General features: G+C 46.9%; 15 protein-coding genes. 6 read left to right on the top strand and 9 right to left on the bottom strand.

Annotated features, from left to right (window positions below; translation table 11 throughout):
* Positions 1-70 precede the first annotated feature (70 nt).
* Entirely contained in the window at positions 71-463 is a 393-nt protein-coding gene (locus M1D98_RS04165; protein ID WP_268558962.1) for a DnaJ family domain-containing protein, read from the bottom strand.
* 258 nt (positions 464-721) lie between these two features.
* Here M1D98_RS04165 and ltaS point away from each other — a divergent pair, with 258 nt between their 5' ends.
* Positions 722-2671 (top strand): lipoteichoic acid synthase, encoded by a 1950-nt coding sequence (gene ltaS, locus M1D98_RS04160; protein ID WP_010330306.1) that lies wholly within the window; start codon positions 722-724, stop codon positions 2669-2671.
* A 292-nt stretch (positions 2672-2963) separates the two neighbouring features.
* Here ltaS and nagE read toward each other — a convergent pair whose 3' ends face one another.
* Positions 2964-4322, bottom strand: a complete 1359-nt coding sequence (gene nagE / locus M1D98_RS04155; protein ID WP_010330307.1) for an N-acetylglucosamine-specific PTS transporter subunit IIBC — start codon at positions 4320-4322, stop codon at positions 2964-2966.
* Between the two features lie 168 nt (positions 4323-4490).
* Here nagE and map point away from each other — a divergent pair, with 168 nt between their 5' ends.
* The 4 genes from map to M1D98_RS04135 all read left to right on the top strand — a co-directional run bounded on the left by map (position 4491) and on the right by M1D98_RS04135 (position 6205).
* Positions 4491-5240 (top strand): type I methionyl aminopeptidase, encoded by a 750-nt coding sequence (gene map, locus M1D98_RS04150; protein ID WP_121642133.1) that lies wholly within the window; start codon positions 4491-4493, stop codon positions 5238-5240.
* Positions 5241-5321: 81 nt separating this feature from the next.
* On the top strand, positions 5322-5633 hold the full coding sequence (locus M1D98_RS04145) for a DUF3243 domain-containing protein (RefSeq protein WP_268559105.1): 312 nt from the start codon (positions 5322-5324) through the stop codon (positions 5631-5633).
* Positions 5634-5745: 112 nt separating this feature from the next.
* Positions 5746-5901, top strand: a complete 156-nt coding sequence (locus M1D98_RS04140; protein ID WP_010330311.1) for a hypothetical protein — start codon at positions 5746-5748, stop codon at positions 5899-5901.
* Positions 5902-6073: 172 nt separating this feature from the next.
* Positions 6074-6205: a YflJ family protein gene (locus M1D98_RS04135; protein WP_010330312.1), complete on the top strand. Its 132-nt coding sequence runs from the start codon at positions 6074-6076 to the stop codon at positions 6203-6205.
* 47 nt (positions 6206-6252) lie between these two features.
* Here M1D98_RS04135 and M1D98_RS04130 read toward each other — a convergent pair whose 3' ends face one another.
* Positions 6253-6918: an MOSC domain-containing protein gene (locus M1D98_RS04130; protein WP_268551136.1), complete on the bottom strand. Its 666-nt coding sequence runs from the start codon at positions 6916-6918 to the stop codon at positions 6253-6255.
* 66 nt (positions 6919-6984) lie between these two features.
* Here M1D98_RS04130 and M1D98_RS04125 point away from each other — a divergent pair, with 66 nt between their 5' ends.
* Positions 6985-7260, top strand: coding sequence for an acylphosphatase (locus M1D98_RS04125; protein ID WP_010330314.1), 276 nt, complete (start codon positions 6985-6987; stop codon positions 7258-7260).
* Here M1D98_RS04125 and nosA read toward each other — a convergent pair.
* The 6 genes from nosA to M1D98_RS04095 all read right to left on the bottom strand — a co-directional run bounded on the left by nosA (position 7251) and on the right by M1D98_RS04095 (position 14048).
* Positions 7251-8342 (bottom strand): nitric oxide synthase, encoded by a 1092-nt coding sequence (nosA, locus tag M1D98_RS04120; protein ID WP_010330315.1) that lies wholly within the window; start codon positions 8340-8342, stop codon positions 7251-7253. The genes M1D98_RS04125 and nosA overlap by 10 nt on opposite strands.
* A 118-nt stretch (positions 8343-8460) precedes the next feature.
* Positions 8461-9255 carry an MBL fold metallo-hydrolase gene (locus M1D98_RS04115; RefSeq protein ID WP_268559104.1) on the bottom strand — a complete coding sequence of 265 codons (795 nt, stop codon included), beginning with the start codon at positions 9253-9255 and terminating at the stop codon, positions 8461-8463.
* A 54-nt stretch (positions 9256-9309) separates the two neighbouring features.
* Entirely contained in the window at positions 9310-10611 is a 1302-nt protein-coding gene (gene citM, locus M1D98_RS04110) for a citrate transporter CitM (RefSeq protein WP_268559103.1), read from the bottom strand.
* 194 nt (positions 10612-10805) lie between these two features.
* Positions 10806-11765: a tripartite tricarboxylate transporter substrate binding protein gene (locus tag M1D98_RS04105; RefSeq protein WP_268559102.1), complete on the bottom strand. Its 960-nt coding sequence runs from the start codon at positions 11763-11765 to the stop codon at positions 10806-10808.
* Between the two features lie 2 nt (positions 11766-11767).
* Positions 11768-12448, bottom strand: coding sequence for a response regulator (locus M1D98_RS04100; protein WP_121642129.1), 681 nt, complete (start codon positions 12446-12448; stop codon positions 11768-11770).
* Positions 12420-14048, bottom strand: a complete 1629-nt coding sequence (locus M1D98_RS04095; protein WP_268559101.1) for a sensor histidine kinase — start codon at positions 14046-14048, stop codon at positions 12420-12422. Before M1D98_RS04095 ends, M1D98_RS04100 begins: the two co-directional genes overlap by 29 nt.
* Positions 14049-14100: the final 52 nt, after the last annotated feature.

Below are 14100 nucleotides of genomic sequence, written 5' to 3'. Positions count from 1 at the left end.
TTTTAGACAGAGACCATTGGAACATAAAGAGGATGGCTTTTAAAAATCACCATCCTTCTGACAAGACAAATCAGCTGGAAGAAGGTCTGTCTCGTCCAAGCCGATCATATACTTTATTTTTGTAAAAAGCGGATGCCGGCTTTGAAAACATGCCTTTTTTGTCGACAAGCTTATCAAGCATGATCTGCTTTTCGGTTTTTTTTCCGATTAATTGTTCCCGTTCTTTTTCGTCAAGGCACTTTGCGATGAGGTGGTCGATGGTCATGAGTTCTTTTTTGAGCGCGCCCTCGTCCTCTGCCATTCCCGCACTTTTTAACATACGGTAGCTCATGCGGAGCGATTCCGGCAAGTGTGCCGCGTCATCCTTGGGCAGCGGTTTTCCCATTCCCGGCAGGTTTTCAAATTCTCCGTCTTTGATAGCCCGCTTTATTTTATCTTCAGACACAATATGGGAAAAATCCATCCTTTCACCTCTTTTCAGTGATTTCTTCTATTTTATCATACAGCAGCCGTTGTTCCATTTTATTCCTCTGTTTCTAGAAAGAAACCTTTTTTTACATTAGGCCATATGTAAAGGAAAACATTGATTCGACGGCGTTTTTCGCCACTTTTCCCACCAGACGATTTTCACTTTTCTAATCCGCTGATTCGTGTTATATTTGATACGTTCGTTTTTTCTATCGTTTCGCTCGAACTGTGATCGGAAAAAAGGAGTGTCACAATGAAAACATTTATAAAACAAAGAGGACTGGCCTTCTTCCTCATCGCGGTCGTCCTATTATGGATCAAAACATATGTCGGTTATGTCCTGAATTTCAACTTAGGAATAGACAACACGATACAAAAAATATTGCTTTTTGTGAATCCTCTCAGCTCAAGCTTATTCTTTCTTGGCTTTGGACTCTTGTTCAAGAAAAAATTACAGCAGACAGCCATTATAGTGATTCATTTTTTAATGTCTTTTTTACTGTACGCAAACATTGTGTACTACAGATTTTTCAATGATTTTATTACCATTCCGGTCATTATGCAGGCTAAAACAAACGGTGGCCAACTCGGTGACAGCGCATTTTCGCTGATGGGACCAGCTGACGTCTTTTACTTTATCGATACGATTATTCTGATCATCTTGGCGATTAAAGTGAACAAGCCTGCCGAAACGTCGAACAAAAAATCATTCCGAATCGTTCTTGCGTCTTCCATTCTTGTTTTCCTTATCAACCTGGCAGTTGCGGAATCAGACCGTCCTGAATTGCTCACAAGATCATTCGACCGAAACTATCTTGTGAAATACTTGGGAACATACAATTTCACGATTTATGACGCTGTCCAAAATATCAAATCCAACAGCCAGCGCGCGCTTGCCGATTCCAGCGACGTGACGGAAGTGGAAAACTACATGAAAGCCAATTACGACGTGCCGAATAACGTGTATTTCGGCAAAGCGGAAGGTAAAAACGTCATTTACGTTTCACTTGAATCCTTGCAGACCTTTGCGATCGACTACAAAATTGACGGCAAAGAAGTCACACCGTTCTTAAATAAACTGGCACATGATAACGAAACGTTCTACTTTGATAACTTTTTCCACCAAACGGGACAGGGTAAAACATCCGATGCGGAATTTATGATGGAAAACTCTCTGTACCCGCTGGCTCAAGGTTCCGTTTTCGTAAACAAAGCGCAAAACACGCTTCAATCCGTTCCTGCGATTCTGAAGTCTAAGGATTACACATCTGCCGCGTTCCACGGAAACACGCAGACGTTCTGGAACCGTAACGAAATGTACAAAGCGGAAGGCATCGATAAGTTCTTCGATTCTGCCTACTATGACATGAACGAAGAAAACACGAAAAACTACGGCATGAAAGACAAACCGTTCTTCAAAGAATCAATGCCGCTGTTGGAAAGCCTGCCGCAGCCATTCTATACGAAGTTTATTACCCTATCTAACCACTTCCCATTCGGAATGGATGAAGGGGATACAGACTTCCCGGCTGGAGACTTTGGTGACTCTGTCGTCAACAACTACTTCCAGTCAGCCCACTACCTTGATCAGTCCATTGAACAATTCTTCAATGACTTGAAAAAAGACGGGCTATATGACCAATCGGTTATCGTGATGTACGGAGACCACTACGGCATCTCAGAAAACCACAATAAAGCGATGGCCAAAGTGCTTGGCAAAGATGAAATTACCGATTATGACAACGCTCAGCTTCAACGGGTTCCGCTCTTTATCCACGCTGCCGGCGTGAAGGGCGAGAAAGTTCATAAATATGCCGGAGACGTCGATGTGGCTCCTACCATCCTGCATTTGCTCGGTGTGGATACGAAAGACTATCTGATGTCCGGTTCTGATATCTTATCGAAAGAACACCGTGAAGTGATTCCGTTCCGTAACGGAGACTTTGTTTCACCGAAGTACACGAAAGTATCCGGAAAGTATTACGATACGAAAACCGGAAAAGAGCTTGATGAATCTGAAGTCGACAAATCAGAAGACTCACTCGTCAAGAAGGAACTTGAAATGTCCGATAAAATCATAAACGGAGACCTGCTGCGTTTCTACGAGCCAAAAGGCTTTACGAAGGTAAACCCTGCTGATTATGATTACACAAAACGTGACGAAGATTCTTCCGAAACGTCAACGGATGTTGAAGAGAAATAAGAAAAAGCGGAGAGGTTGCCCTCTCCGCTTCATATTGTTGACAAAGTCCTAAAACGTTTTTTGTTTTAGGACTTTGTCATCTTTTCAGCGTGATTGAAAACCCTTGAAGTCTAGGAAGGACGAGCATTGGAGCAGACTTTCACAGGATGTGATGACGGCGGCGTTTAGGCAGGACGCCTAAGTATTTAGCCGCCGTTCCTTTCGTCATTCGTGAGCACCAACGCGCAGGACTGACAACAAATGCGAGGGTTTGTCGACACGCTGAAGCGGAGAGGATACCCTCTCCGCTTTTTTATTTCACAGCAGCTCTCAATTCCTCCGCCGCAAATTCCACATTTGGCCCAATGATGACTTGAACCGATTGCCCGCCTGATTTGACGACCCCTTTTGCGCCCGCTTTCTTTAGCAGCGCTTCATCAACCAAAGCGGTATCCTTCACAGTCAGCCGCAGCCTTGTCGCGCAATGATCAATCGTTTGAAGATTTTCTTTTCCGCCAAGCCCTTTCAGCATGATGTTTTCATTGACATCCTGAACAGTGTTTTCATCAAGCACTTCATCCACATCATCATCTTCCCGTCCCGGCGTTTTTAAATTCAATGCCTTAATCAGCACATAAAACACGATAAAGTATACAGCCGCATAGCATATACCTACCAATAGAAGCAGAAGCGGCTTCTCAGCGATACCGTAACTGAGCACATAATCGATGGCTCCCGCTGAAAAAGAGAAGCCGGAGCGGATGCCGAGCCAGTTGACGAGAAATAAAGACAGACCGGTTAAGACCGCGTGAACAGCATATAATAGCGGGGATAAAAACATAAAAGCAAACTCAATCGGCTCCGTAATCCCTGTGATAAACGCAGTCAAGGCAAATCCGATCATCATTCCCGCTGTCGCTTTCCGCTTTGACGGCTTTGCAGTCACAATCATCGCCAGACACGCAGCCGGAAGACCGAACATCATGATGGGGAAGAAGCCCGTCATATATGTGCCCGCCGTCGGGTCTTTCGCGAAAAAGCGCGCCAAGTCTCCTGTCACTCCGTTATATTCTCCGAATTGGAACCAGAAAATATTGTTGAGCACGTGGTGAAGGCCAAGCGGAATTAACAGCCTGTTGAACAAACCGAATATGCCTGCCCCGATGCCGCCGAGTCCAAGCATCCATTCTCCAAACGCGTTAATGCCCGATTGAATCGGCGGCCAAACGGCTCCAAAAATGCCGGCTAAAATAATCGTAATGATGGCTGTTACAATCGGCACAAGCCGTCTGCCGCTGAAGAAACCCAGATATTCAGGCAGCTTTGTATCCTTGAAGCGGTTATAAGTATAACCGGCAATTAAACCGGCAATGATTCCCCCGAACACCGCCATGTTGTTTGTTTTATCAATGGTCTTTGTTGCCGCGTCCAGCATCAAATATGAAATCGCTCCTGACAACCCCGCGGCCCCATTGCTGTCCTTTGAAATGCCGATCGCAATTCCGATCGCGAAAATGAGCGGCAGATGATCAAAAACTGCCGTCCCCGCTTGATAGACAAACGGGATATTCAATACATCCTCTCTGCCAAGCGCAAGGATTATTCCAACTGCAGGCAGAACCGCAATCGGGAGCATAAATGACTTCCCGAGCTTTTGTAAAAATGAAAGCATACCCATCCCCCTCATACCCTTTTTTTTCAAATATACCATATAGGATATCTAGTGATCTATACCAATTTTCCCACGGTTCCTTTTTTCTCAGGTTTGCGTGTTTCCTATTTTTAAGACAGTTGTGGTAAGCTTAATCTAGATTATTTAAAAAGAAAGCGGGAATGACAGATGATTGTAACAACCGATCAAGAATTAGAAGGCCTGAAAAAAATCGGAAGAATCGTCGCGCTTGCGCGTGAAGAAATGAAACAAAAAGCGGAGCCCGGCATGAGCACAAAAGACCTTGACCTTATCGGGAAAGCAGTGCTTGATGAGCACGGTGCCGTTTCAGCTCCTGAGAAGGAATATGATTTTCCGGGCGTGACATGCATCAGCGTAAATGATGAAGTGGCTCACGGCATACCCAGCACTTCCAAAATTCTAAAAACGGGAGATCTTGTGAACATTGACATCTCTGCAGAATTTGGCGGCTTCTATTCCGACACAGGCATCTCATTTGTGCTCGGCGAAGGGGAAGAACGCCTTCATAAGCTTTGCCAATGCGCGGAAAACGCTTTTCAAAAAGGGCTGCAGCAGGCAAAAGCAGGCAAGCGCCAAAACCAAATCGGAAGAGCCGTGTATCATGAAGCTCGCTCTCAAGGCTTTACCGTCATCAAAACCCTGACCGGCCACGGAATCGGCAGAAGCCTGCATGAAGCGCCGAACCACATCATGAACTATTATGACCCATTTGATAACGCGCTTTTCAAAAACGGCACAGTCATCGCGCTTGAACCGTTTATTTCAACAAAAGCAGAAACGATTGTTGAAGCTGGAGACGGCTGGACGTTCAAGACGCCAGATAAAAGCATGGTTGCCCAGGTTGAACACACCATCGTCATCACAAAAGATGAACCGATTATTCTGACGAAGCTGTAAAACACATTCCGGGCTGCCAGAAGGTTTAACCTCCTCCAATTGCAGGTAAAACATCACTATTCCGCAGGAGGAGGTATTGCAATGAACAGAGATCCAGAAAAAATCCAAATTGAAAACGAAATGCATGCCATGCATGGCTTAACAAAAGAAGAAATCTTAAAAGACTTTGAGGAATTTAAAGACTACCTGAGTAAACAAGTCAACCGAGGCAAAAAACTGGGATTGGACGACGGCAAACTGGTCAAAAGCGCCGCGATTCTGGGAGATTACCTCGCGAAGCATGAAGAGCCGCACAACAGTGAAGAAATGCTGCTGCAAGAGCTTTGGAGCGTTGCGGACGAAGACGAGAAAAAACATTTGGCACAGCTGCTGGTCAAATTGGTTGATAAGTAATAAAAACAAGAGCCGGGCGCATCTGCTGCCCGGCTTTCTTGATATTGCCACAGCCGGGCTCCTCCAGATATGCTACACTACTATTATGTCTGCGAAAGGAGCCTTTATTTGCATGTGGTTTATCATTTTTGGCATCATCTTTTTCATTGAAGGCATCATATTGACCGTTTACGGCGTGAAGAAAAAAAACGGGATGCTCACATATATCGGCATTGTTTTCAGCATTATGACATTTGGCGTTGTCATCATCAAACTGACCGGCCATTAAATCATATTCAGCCTTTGCTCCGCATATACATACAGAAGAAAATTCGTGCATCTAGTACGAAAGACTCAGTTTTTCCCGCACCTCTTTTCAGCATCTTTCTATAGATGTTACAATGCCAATCGCTTGGTAAAATCCTCTCCATTAGGAGAGATAGGGAAAGGAGTTTTCTGACATGCATTACGGCAGTAAAGGCTGGTATGTGGCAGAATTAAAAAAGCAGGGGATCACGCACCATGAAGGAAGAAAGCTTCAAAGCTATAAAACCCATTTTCTTGCCAACCTGCTTGAAACTAAGAAAAATTAATCTAAACAAAGCTAAAGCCGCGCACGTTTGATATGCGCGGCTTTTTTCTATTCAGCGGGCTGCAGCCTGTCCCTCTTTTTCAAAAAGGACGCTCTCCAGCTTTCCGACAGTGTGTCTTCACTTAGTATCCGTTCAATGGCAGCGAGATTGTTCACATCATGGTATTTGATACGGTTAGCAAATTGAACGGATATGTCTTTCTCGCCTCTGGACAGCAACTCCAGTTTAGCGCCGGGAGCCACCCTGCCCTCTTCCAGCACACGAAAATAAAAACCGGTATAGCCCGTTTGCTGAACCTTCAGCACCATTTCCTTCACGCCAAATTTTTTTGCCAGCTTCACACATGGCTGACGCGGCTGGCTGACCTGAACAACAGCTTCATCAAGCTGAAACACATCCCCGATGCAAACATTCTCCTCGGTCAGGCCCATGACGGTCAGATTTTCACCAAACGCAGCGCTTGGCAGCGGCCTTGAGAGGAAATCTTCCCAAAACGGATAATGCTCCGCCGGATAGACACAGACGGCCTTATCAGGTCCTCCATGGTTCATGAGATCCGCCTGTCCGTCTCCTTCAAAATTCTCCCGATACAGCATGACAGCTGAAGCAGCCGGCTGCTTCATGATGCCAGTTTCGATTTTTCTTCCGTCATATTCAAGCGTTTGCGGCTTCCCGAGGTTAAGTGAAAGCACTGAATAGTGCGGTGGCTTCATACATACACATCCCCTTTACAGGTTGTAAAATGATTGATTATCATAAAAAGAAAAGGTGGTTTTTCCATGCTTCAATATCGAATCGTTGCAGACGGCCGGGTTCAAGGTGTGGGCTTTCGCTATTTTGTTCAAATGGAAGCTGACAAGCGAAAACTGGCCGGCTGGGTCAAAAACCGTGATGACGGCCGTGTCGAGATTTTGGCGGAAGGCCCGGAAAACACGTTACAATCGTTTCTTGAGGCTGTAAAGAAAGGCAGCCCTTTCTCAAAGGTTACCGATCTCTCAGTCACTGAATCCAGCACCCTTGAAGGCCATCATCGATTTTCCATTGTTTACTCGTAAGGCTTATCCTGATAAAAGTAATTCGGCTTAACGATTGAGTTATCATAGGAACGGTGGAAGATATGAGTGGCAGCGGGTGAAATCGGCGGAATCAGCCACGTCCAGTCCCCCGTCAATTCCCTGCCCGCTTCTTCCTCCTGTTCTTCAAACCGTTTAAACTGGCTTGCGGCCGTATGATGGTCAACGATGCTGACACCTTGCTTTTTGTACGAGTGCAGCACCGCTTTATTCAGTTCAACAAGCGCTTGATCCTTCCATAAATCAGCATTGTAATCAGCGGCGATGCCGATAACGGACGCCACTTTTTTGAGCTTGTCATATCGCTTTTCATCTGCCAGATTTCTTGCTCCGATCTCCGTGCCCATGTACCAGCCATTAAACGGCGCGGCATTATAATGAATGCCTCCGATCTCGAGCTTCATATCAGAAATAATCGGCACGCCATACCATTTCAGCCCCAGATCAGAAAACGCTTCGATGTCCGGATGTATGATGGGAACCTCAATCACAAGTGAACGCGGCAGTTCATACCAGACCGGCTGTTGATCGCCTTTCATGCGAAAAATGAGCGGCAGCAGGTCAAAATCGGTTCGCTCTCCGCGCCAGCCAAGCTGCTCGCAGGCTGCGGTCAGGGACCGGGAAGCCGGGTCGCCGATTCTTTCTCCGCCTGACTCATAACCAGCATACCGTATCAGCTGATGATTCCAAATCTCGACTTGCTTTTCACCATTCTCTTCCGGAGGAAAAATCGTAATGGTCGGCCTGATTTTCCCGTTATTTGTGGCGGTTTCAATGTGATGAAAAAGGGCATCCCTCACATCCTCCTTCGTCCGGACGTCACGCCTGTCGATGACATTCAGAGAATTCCAGAACAATCTGCCGATGCAGCGATTGCTGTTTCTCCAAGCCATTTTCGCTCCGTGCGCAAGCTCTTCCTTCGTATGTGTATAGCTCCCGGTCCGGTCAATTTCATTTTTTATGCTATCGAGACGGCCTTTCACTTCCTCTTCCTTCCCCAATTCCTGATAGCATGCGGCAATAAACGCTTTCGCTTCGTTCCAGAGTATTTCTTTTTCTTCCAACAAACTCTCTCCTTAAAATCGCATTGATGCTTTTCATTGTATCGTTTTTAAGCGGGAAGACAAATGATTTTCCTGCATCTTCTTGGAAAAACAATAAAAACACCCGCGCGTGCGGGTGTCAAAGAGACGATAAGCGGTTTGCCAGTTCAGTTAACTCGCTGCGAAAGTTTTTGCCGGCCATCGGTATGCCGTGTCCGGTCAGCAGCGCTTCCGGTTCAAGTCCGGCCAGCTTCTGAATGGATTCTGCGGCCGTCTCTGTGTCAGGCGTAAAATAAGCCGGCGGCCCATGAAGCTCCTGTTTTTGAATCAAGACATCAGCCATTTTCTCCTGCTCCACTGTTATGACAGCATCGCCTGCCACAAGCACACGCCCGTCCTCACGAAATAACGAAATATGGCCGGGGGTGTGTCCGGGAGTGGCGATCCACATCCATTCGTCAAGAAACGGTACAGAGCCGTCTTCCGGCAGTGCCTGCGCATGTGAAGAAATATCGATGGCGTGCCGGGGAAACAGCGGCGACAGCTTGGCGACCAGCCCGCTCTTGCTGTCAGGACGGGCCGGTGGATAATCTTCTTTGCCTGTTACATAAGGCATTTCCCGAGAATGGATATAAACAGGGACATCCCAATGCGCAAGGAGTTCTTCTATCGCCCCGATATGATCAAAGTGCCCGTGTGTAAGGATAATCGCCTTCAGCTGAAAATCATCGCCAAATCGTTGTTTAGCTTCATTGACTATCATGTCGGCTGATTGAGGCATGCCGGCATCAATTAAAACAAATGAGTGAGGTTCAGAAGGCAGCTGAATAAAATAGACATTTGCAATTTGCACGGTTAAGCCGTGCACTCCTTTTGCCGCTTCAAACCCCGTTCCGCTTCTGACTGAAGTCAGCGGCATATAAGGATCACTCATGAAGACACCTCCGGTATGTTGTTCCCGTTAGTGTATGTCATTACGCCTGATTTATCATACAGAAATCGAAATCGAACCAATCAATAGAGCGATAGCCGTCATGACGATCACTGCGAGAACCGCCCACTTCAAGGCGAATTTTTGATGGTCGTCGATGGAAACCCCTACAAGCCCTACAAGCAAATGAGTGGATGGCACAAGCGGGCTCAGCATATGAATCGGCTGGCCGATAATAGAGGCTCTGGCAATTTCCACTTTATCCACACCGTATGCGACAGCTGTTTCTGATAAAATCGGCAGCACCCCGTAGAAATATGCGTCATTCGGCATCAGGAATGTGAAAATGCCGCTTGTTAAGGCCACAATCGCCGGGATCAATCCGCCCATTTGTTCTGGAATCATGGACACGAGCGAAATCGCCATTTCATCAACCATTTTCGTGCCTGTTAAAATCCCCGTAAATACTCCCGCCGCAAAAATCATGGAACCAATGGCCAGCACGTTGCTGGAATGTGCAGAGATACGCTGTCTCTGGTGCTCAAGGTTTGGATAATTTACAATCAGTGCAATACAGAACGCAATAACAAACAGTACGGTTAAACTGACTTTACCCGATACTAAACATCCTATCAAAGAAAGCGTTAACAATAAATTAAACCACCAAAGCTTCGGCCGCTTCCACTCATCTTCAACCGCAGCCGCCGGTTCATTGGCATTAGCCGGCTGTTTCAGTTCAATGACGCCAAGGCGCTTTCGTTCCGCTTTTCCGAGCACATACGCAACCGCCGTCATGCAAAGCATCCCGCTTGCGATCACAGGAATCATCGGCCCTGTAAGCTCAGCCGGATCAACCCCCAGCGCGCTCGCCGCCCGCGGCGTCGCGCCTCCCCACGGAATCGTGTTCATAATCCCCATGCCGACGCCCGCGATTCCCGCCAGAATAATCGGCCGGATGCCAAGCAGCAGGTAGAGCGGAAGCATCGCGCTTGTCGTAATCATATAAGTGGTTGAGCCGTCTCCGTCTAAAGCAACGAGCATCGTAAGTACAGCTGTCCCGACAATGATTTTTAACGGATCTCCTTTGACCATACTTAAAATTTTGCCAACCATCGGATCAAACAGCCCTGTATCAATCATGATCCCAAAGTATAAAATCGCAAACATAATCATGACCGCGGTCGGCGCTACCTGCTGAATGCCCGAAATCATCATATCGCTGACTTCAGTAAATCCAAATCCGGCGATCAAAGCAAATACAATCGGCGTCAAAACTAACGCTGTCAGTACAGAGAGCCGTTTTGTCATGATCAATGCCATAAACACGAGCATCATGAGAAAGCCTAAGATTGCTAACACATCCATTCCTCCTTAAATGAATCCGCTTACATTTTTCTCTTTTATTCCCCTTTATCTTGCCTTTTTGCCATCGTATGTGATTTTCATTCGCAAGTAAATAATTTGGTTTTTTTGTATTTTTAATTTTTTAAAACCGTTTTGTTCTTTTTGATCATTTTTAAGGCACATCAAAAAGATCCCGGAAGGCCGGGATCTTAATTTCCTGTCATCATGCTTTGATAAAAAACGGATTGCTGTGCTAAGAAGCGTTTCGTTTCCCTGCTGTTCAAATAAAAGCTTTCCCAATCCTGTTCTTTTATTTTCCGCTTCCATTCAGGCGAGGATGTAACCTGCTTTAGCGCTTGATCCCAATAAGAAATTTCTTCCTCAGACATGTTTTTCGGGCCCAAAACGCCTCTCCAATGCGAAAATACAAATGGAATCCCCTGCTCCTTCCACGTTGGTACATCAGGAAAACCGGGGAGTCTTTTATCAGATGTGACAGCGGTTAACGTGATATCACCTTGCCGCTCATATGGCTTCGCTTCAGAAAGTGTCATTGAAGCCGCCTCTACCTCATGTCTGATCAGCGCCTGAATGAGCTGCTCGCTGCTGTCATACTGCAAAAATTGAATGTCGAAAGGGTCAATGCCGTACATATCAGCCGCTCTGACAAATGAGAGCTGATCATCATTGCCGAGCCCAGGGGCAAAGCCGATTTTCACCTTGCCGGGATGCAGCTTAATCTCATTCAGCAAATCCTTGCCGTCCGTTAATGCCGATCCTTTTGGCAGCGCAACTGTCTGCCATTCCTTTGAGAGAATGGCGAGCGGAGTAAAATCGTCCGTTTTTAATTTGCTTTGCCCGAGAAGATGATTGCTCAGGATTAAACTGGACGTCATGCTGATGGTCTGTTTGCTGCTTTCGTTAACGTATTTCCAGCCTTTATCTCCTCCGCCGCCCGGTATATAAACGATATGAACATCATCCTTCACGATCTGCTTCTGTCTTAGAATAGATTGGATTGCCTGTGCTGTGACATCCCAGCCGCCTGAAGGCTCAGCGGGGACGACAATTTCGATTGGCCCATCAGGCAGGCGCGGCGCAGCCGCCTGCCTGATGTCACCCTGCATAAAGATCAATAGCGCAATCAATAGGATTATCCATTTTTTCATATCTAGTCAGCCGCCACATAATATTTTCTCTCCGGCCTGCCGATAATCCCGTATTCAAGCTCTGCTCTCGCCTCTTCCGTTGACACAAGGTACTCGGCATAACGGCGGGCAGTTGTTCGTGACGCCCCCATTTTTTCTCCAAGCTCTTCCGCTGTCAATCCTTCTGACGCAGTTCGAAGCGCTTCCTTAATTTTTCGCAGTGTAATCGAATGAATGCCTGTCGGCAAGTCCTCTGCCGACAATGATGATTTCATGCCGTTCCCGAAAATATGATCGATCATGGATTGGCTGACCTCCGGCTGAGACAAAAGCAGCTTCCTTTTTTCCTTATATTGATTCAGCACCTGTCTGAACCTGTCAGCCGTTACGGGTTTGATCAAATAGTGGGCAACCCCTGCCCTGAGCGCTTCCTGTAAATGACGGGTTTCTGTTGCCGCTGTGATGACCATAATATCCACTTCAGGAAATCGGCTTCGTATCTCGGGAATCAATGTGGTCCCAAGCTCGTCCGGCATATAAATATCCAGCAAAAGCAAATCAGCATTCTGTTTTTCCAAAAGCGCCATTGTTTCTTTAGCGTTGGCCGCCTTGCCGATCATCTTGAATCCATCAAGCTGTTCAATCAATCTCTCGTGGATTTGCGCAACCCGAAAGTCATCCTCCGCAATCGCGATGTGAATCAAACGGATTCCCCCTTTGTTTCTCCTTCGGTATAAACACAGTGAATACCGCACCGCCACTTTTTTGATTCGCCAGTTCAATCCAGCCGCCCAGTTCACGCACTGATTCTTTGACATTGGCCAGGCCGTAGCCTCTCTTCATCCCCTTTGATGAATAGCCTCTTTCAAACACAGCTTCCGTCTTATCGGGCGGCACACCGGGCCCTGTGTCTGATACTTCGATGACAATGTCACGGCCCATATCGGTGATGAAAAACAATACCTCCCTCACGCTTTGATCCGCTACAGCTTCGAAAGCGTTATCAATTAAGTTGCCAATCATCGTAATGAGATGGGACAAGCCGATATGTGCAGGAAGAGGTCCGAGCGAGCTGTTCTCATCAATAGACAGCTTGATCTTTTTTTCCGAAGCTTTGCCCATTTTCCCCAGCAATATCGCCTGCACCTGCTGTGAATGGATATGTTGGAATAAAATATCATGCTGTTCATTCTGTATCGCGTACTCCTCTTTAATCAGATCGATCGCTTCATCATACTCCCCAAGCTCAAGCAGCCCTAAGATCGCGTAAAGCTTATTTGAAAATTCATGGGTCTGCGCCCTGAGATCCTCTGAATATTTGCGAACCTCTGTCAGTTTGTCGATCAGCTTTTTCAGCTCTGTTTTCTCCCGGAAGGTGGCGACAATCCCATACGCCTGCCCGCCTTGAGCCATCACTTTCGTATTGAGAATAAAAACTTGGCCGTTAACACATACTTCCTGGTTCGGAAGCATGTCTCCTTGTGTAAGCGCACTTTTCAGCCCGGCGCCCGGCATCACGTCATCAATAGGGAGTTTGATCACAGGCTCGGGAAGCTTCAGCATCTCAGCCGCCGACACGTTCATCATGGTGACGGAGCCTTCACGATTGGTGGCAATGATCCCCTCTCGAATCGCGAAAAGCATGGCGTTCCTCTCCCGATAAAGAGCGGCGATCTCATGCGGCTCAAGGCCGAGCGTATCCTTTCTGATGCTTTTCGCCAGCGCGGCGGCACCGGTAAATCCGAGCAGCAGCACAAGCACAGCGATCACACTCAAATTGCTCAGATGCTTTTGGATGCTTTGCTCTGTCTCCGTTTGCAGAAAATCAACAGACACGCTGCCAATGACTTGGCTGTATCCCTTCTGCTCTAACATAATCGGCGCGCTTCCTCTGATCACTCTTCGCCCATCCGCTTTTGTTTCAGAAACATGCGAGCCGCCAAACAACATTTCTCTGCTGCGCTCCAGCTTCTTTTGGCCGCTTTTTCCAGAGGTGCTTCGAATGTCCCCTTTTTTGTCCAGCACATAAATGGCATACGCGCCCGTCTGTTCTTTCATTTGTTCAATGACCTCTTGCGTCTCAGCTGCATGCCCCTCTTTACTCACAATGAGCTCTTTAGCCGGCGGCATGTAGGAAATGGTTCTCGCCGTCTGAACCGCCAGCTGCTCTGCCTGTTTCCGTTCTTCCTGTGTATGCTGAACGGCTAACGTAATGGTCAGCACACCAATGACAAAAACAAGCAGAGCCGCAATCAGCCCCATTATTTTTGTTTGCAGGGAAAAATGGAACCGCTTTTTCACCACAGCACCAGCCGTCCTTTCTATCTAGATCATACCATTTTTAGAGGCCATTATC

This window comes from Bacillus sp. K7 (genome assembly GCF_053903245.1).
This window is presented reverse-complemented; position numbering and strand designations above follow the sequence as displayed.

What these genes read in the sequence shown, in the direction of transcription:
- M1D98_RS04165 (WP_268558962.1), bottom strand. Translation starts at nt 463, where the DNA reads ATGGATTTTTCCCATATTGTGTCTGAAGATAAAATAAAGCGGGCTATC.
- ltaS (WP_010330306.1), top strand. Translation starts at nt 722, where the DNA reads ATGAAAACATTTATAAAACAAAGAGGACTGGCCTTCTTCCTCATCGCG.
- nagE (WP_010330307.1), bottom strand. Translation starts at nt 4,322, where the DNA reads ATGCTTTCATTTTTACAAAAGCTCGGGAAGTCATTTATGCTCCCGATT.
- map (WP_121642133.1), top strand. Translation starts at nt 4,491, where the DNA reads ATGATTGTAACAACCGATCAAGAATTAGAAGGCCTGAAAAAAATCGGA.
- M1D98_RS04145 (WP_268559105.1), top strand. Translation starts at nt 5,322, where the DNA reads ATGAACAGAGATCCAGAAAAAATCCAAATTGAAAACGAAATGCATGCC.
- M1D98_RS04140 (WP_010330311.1), top strand. Translation starts at nt 5,746, where the DNA reads ATGTGGTTTATCATTTTTGGCATCATCTTTTTCATTGAAGGCATCATA.
- M1D98_RS04135 (WP_010330312.1), top strand. Translation starts at nt 6,074, where the DNA reads ATGCATTACGGCAGTAAAGGCTGGTATGTGGCAGAATTAAAAAAGCAG.
- M1D98_RS04130 (WP_268551136.1), bottom strand. Translation starts at nt 6,918, where the DNA reads ATGAAGCCACCGCACTATTCAGTGCTTTCACTTAACCTCGGGAAGCCG.
- M1D98_RS04125 (WP_010330314.1), top strand. Translation starts at nt 6,985, where the DNA reads ATGCTTCAATATCGAATCGTTGCAGACGGCCGGGTTCAAGGTGTGGGC.
- M1D98_RS04115 (WP_268559104.1), bottom strand. Translation starts at nt 9,255, where the DNA reads ATGAGTGATCCTTATATGCCGCTGACTTCAGTCAGAAGCGGAACGGGG.
- M1D98_RS04105 (WP_268559102.1), bottom strand. Translation starts at nt 11,765, where the DNA reads ATGAAAAAATGGATAATCCTATTGATTGCGCTATTGATCTTTATGCAG.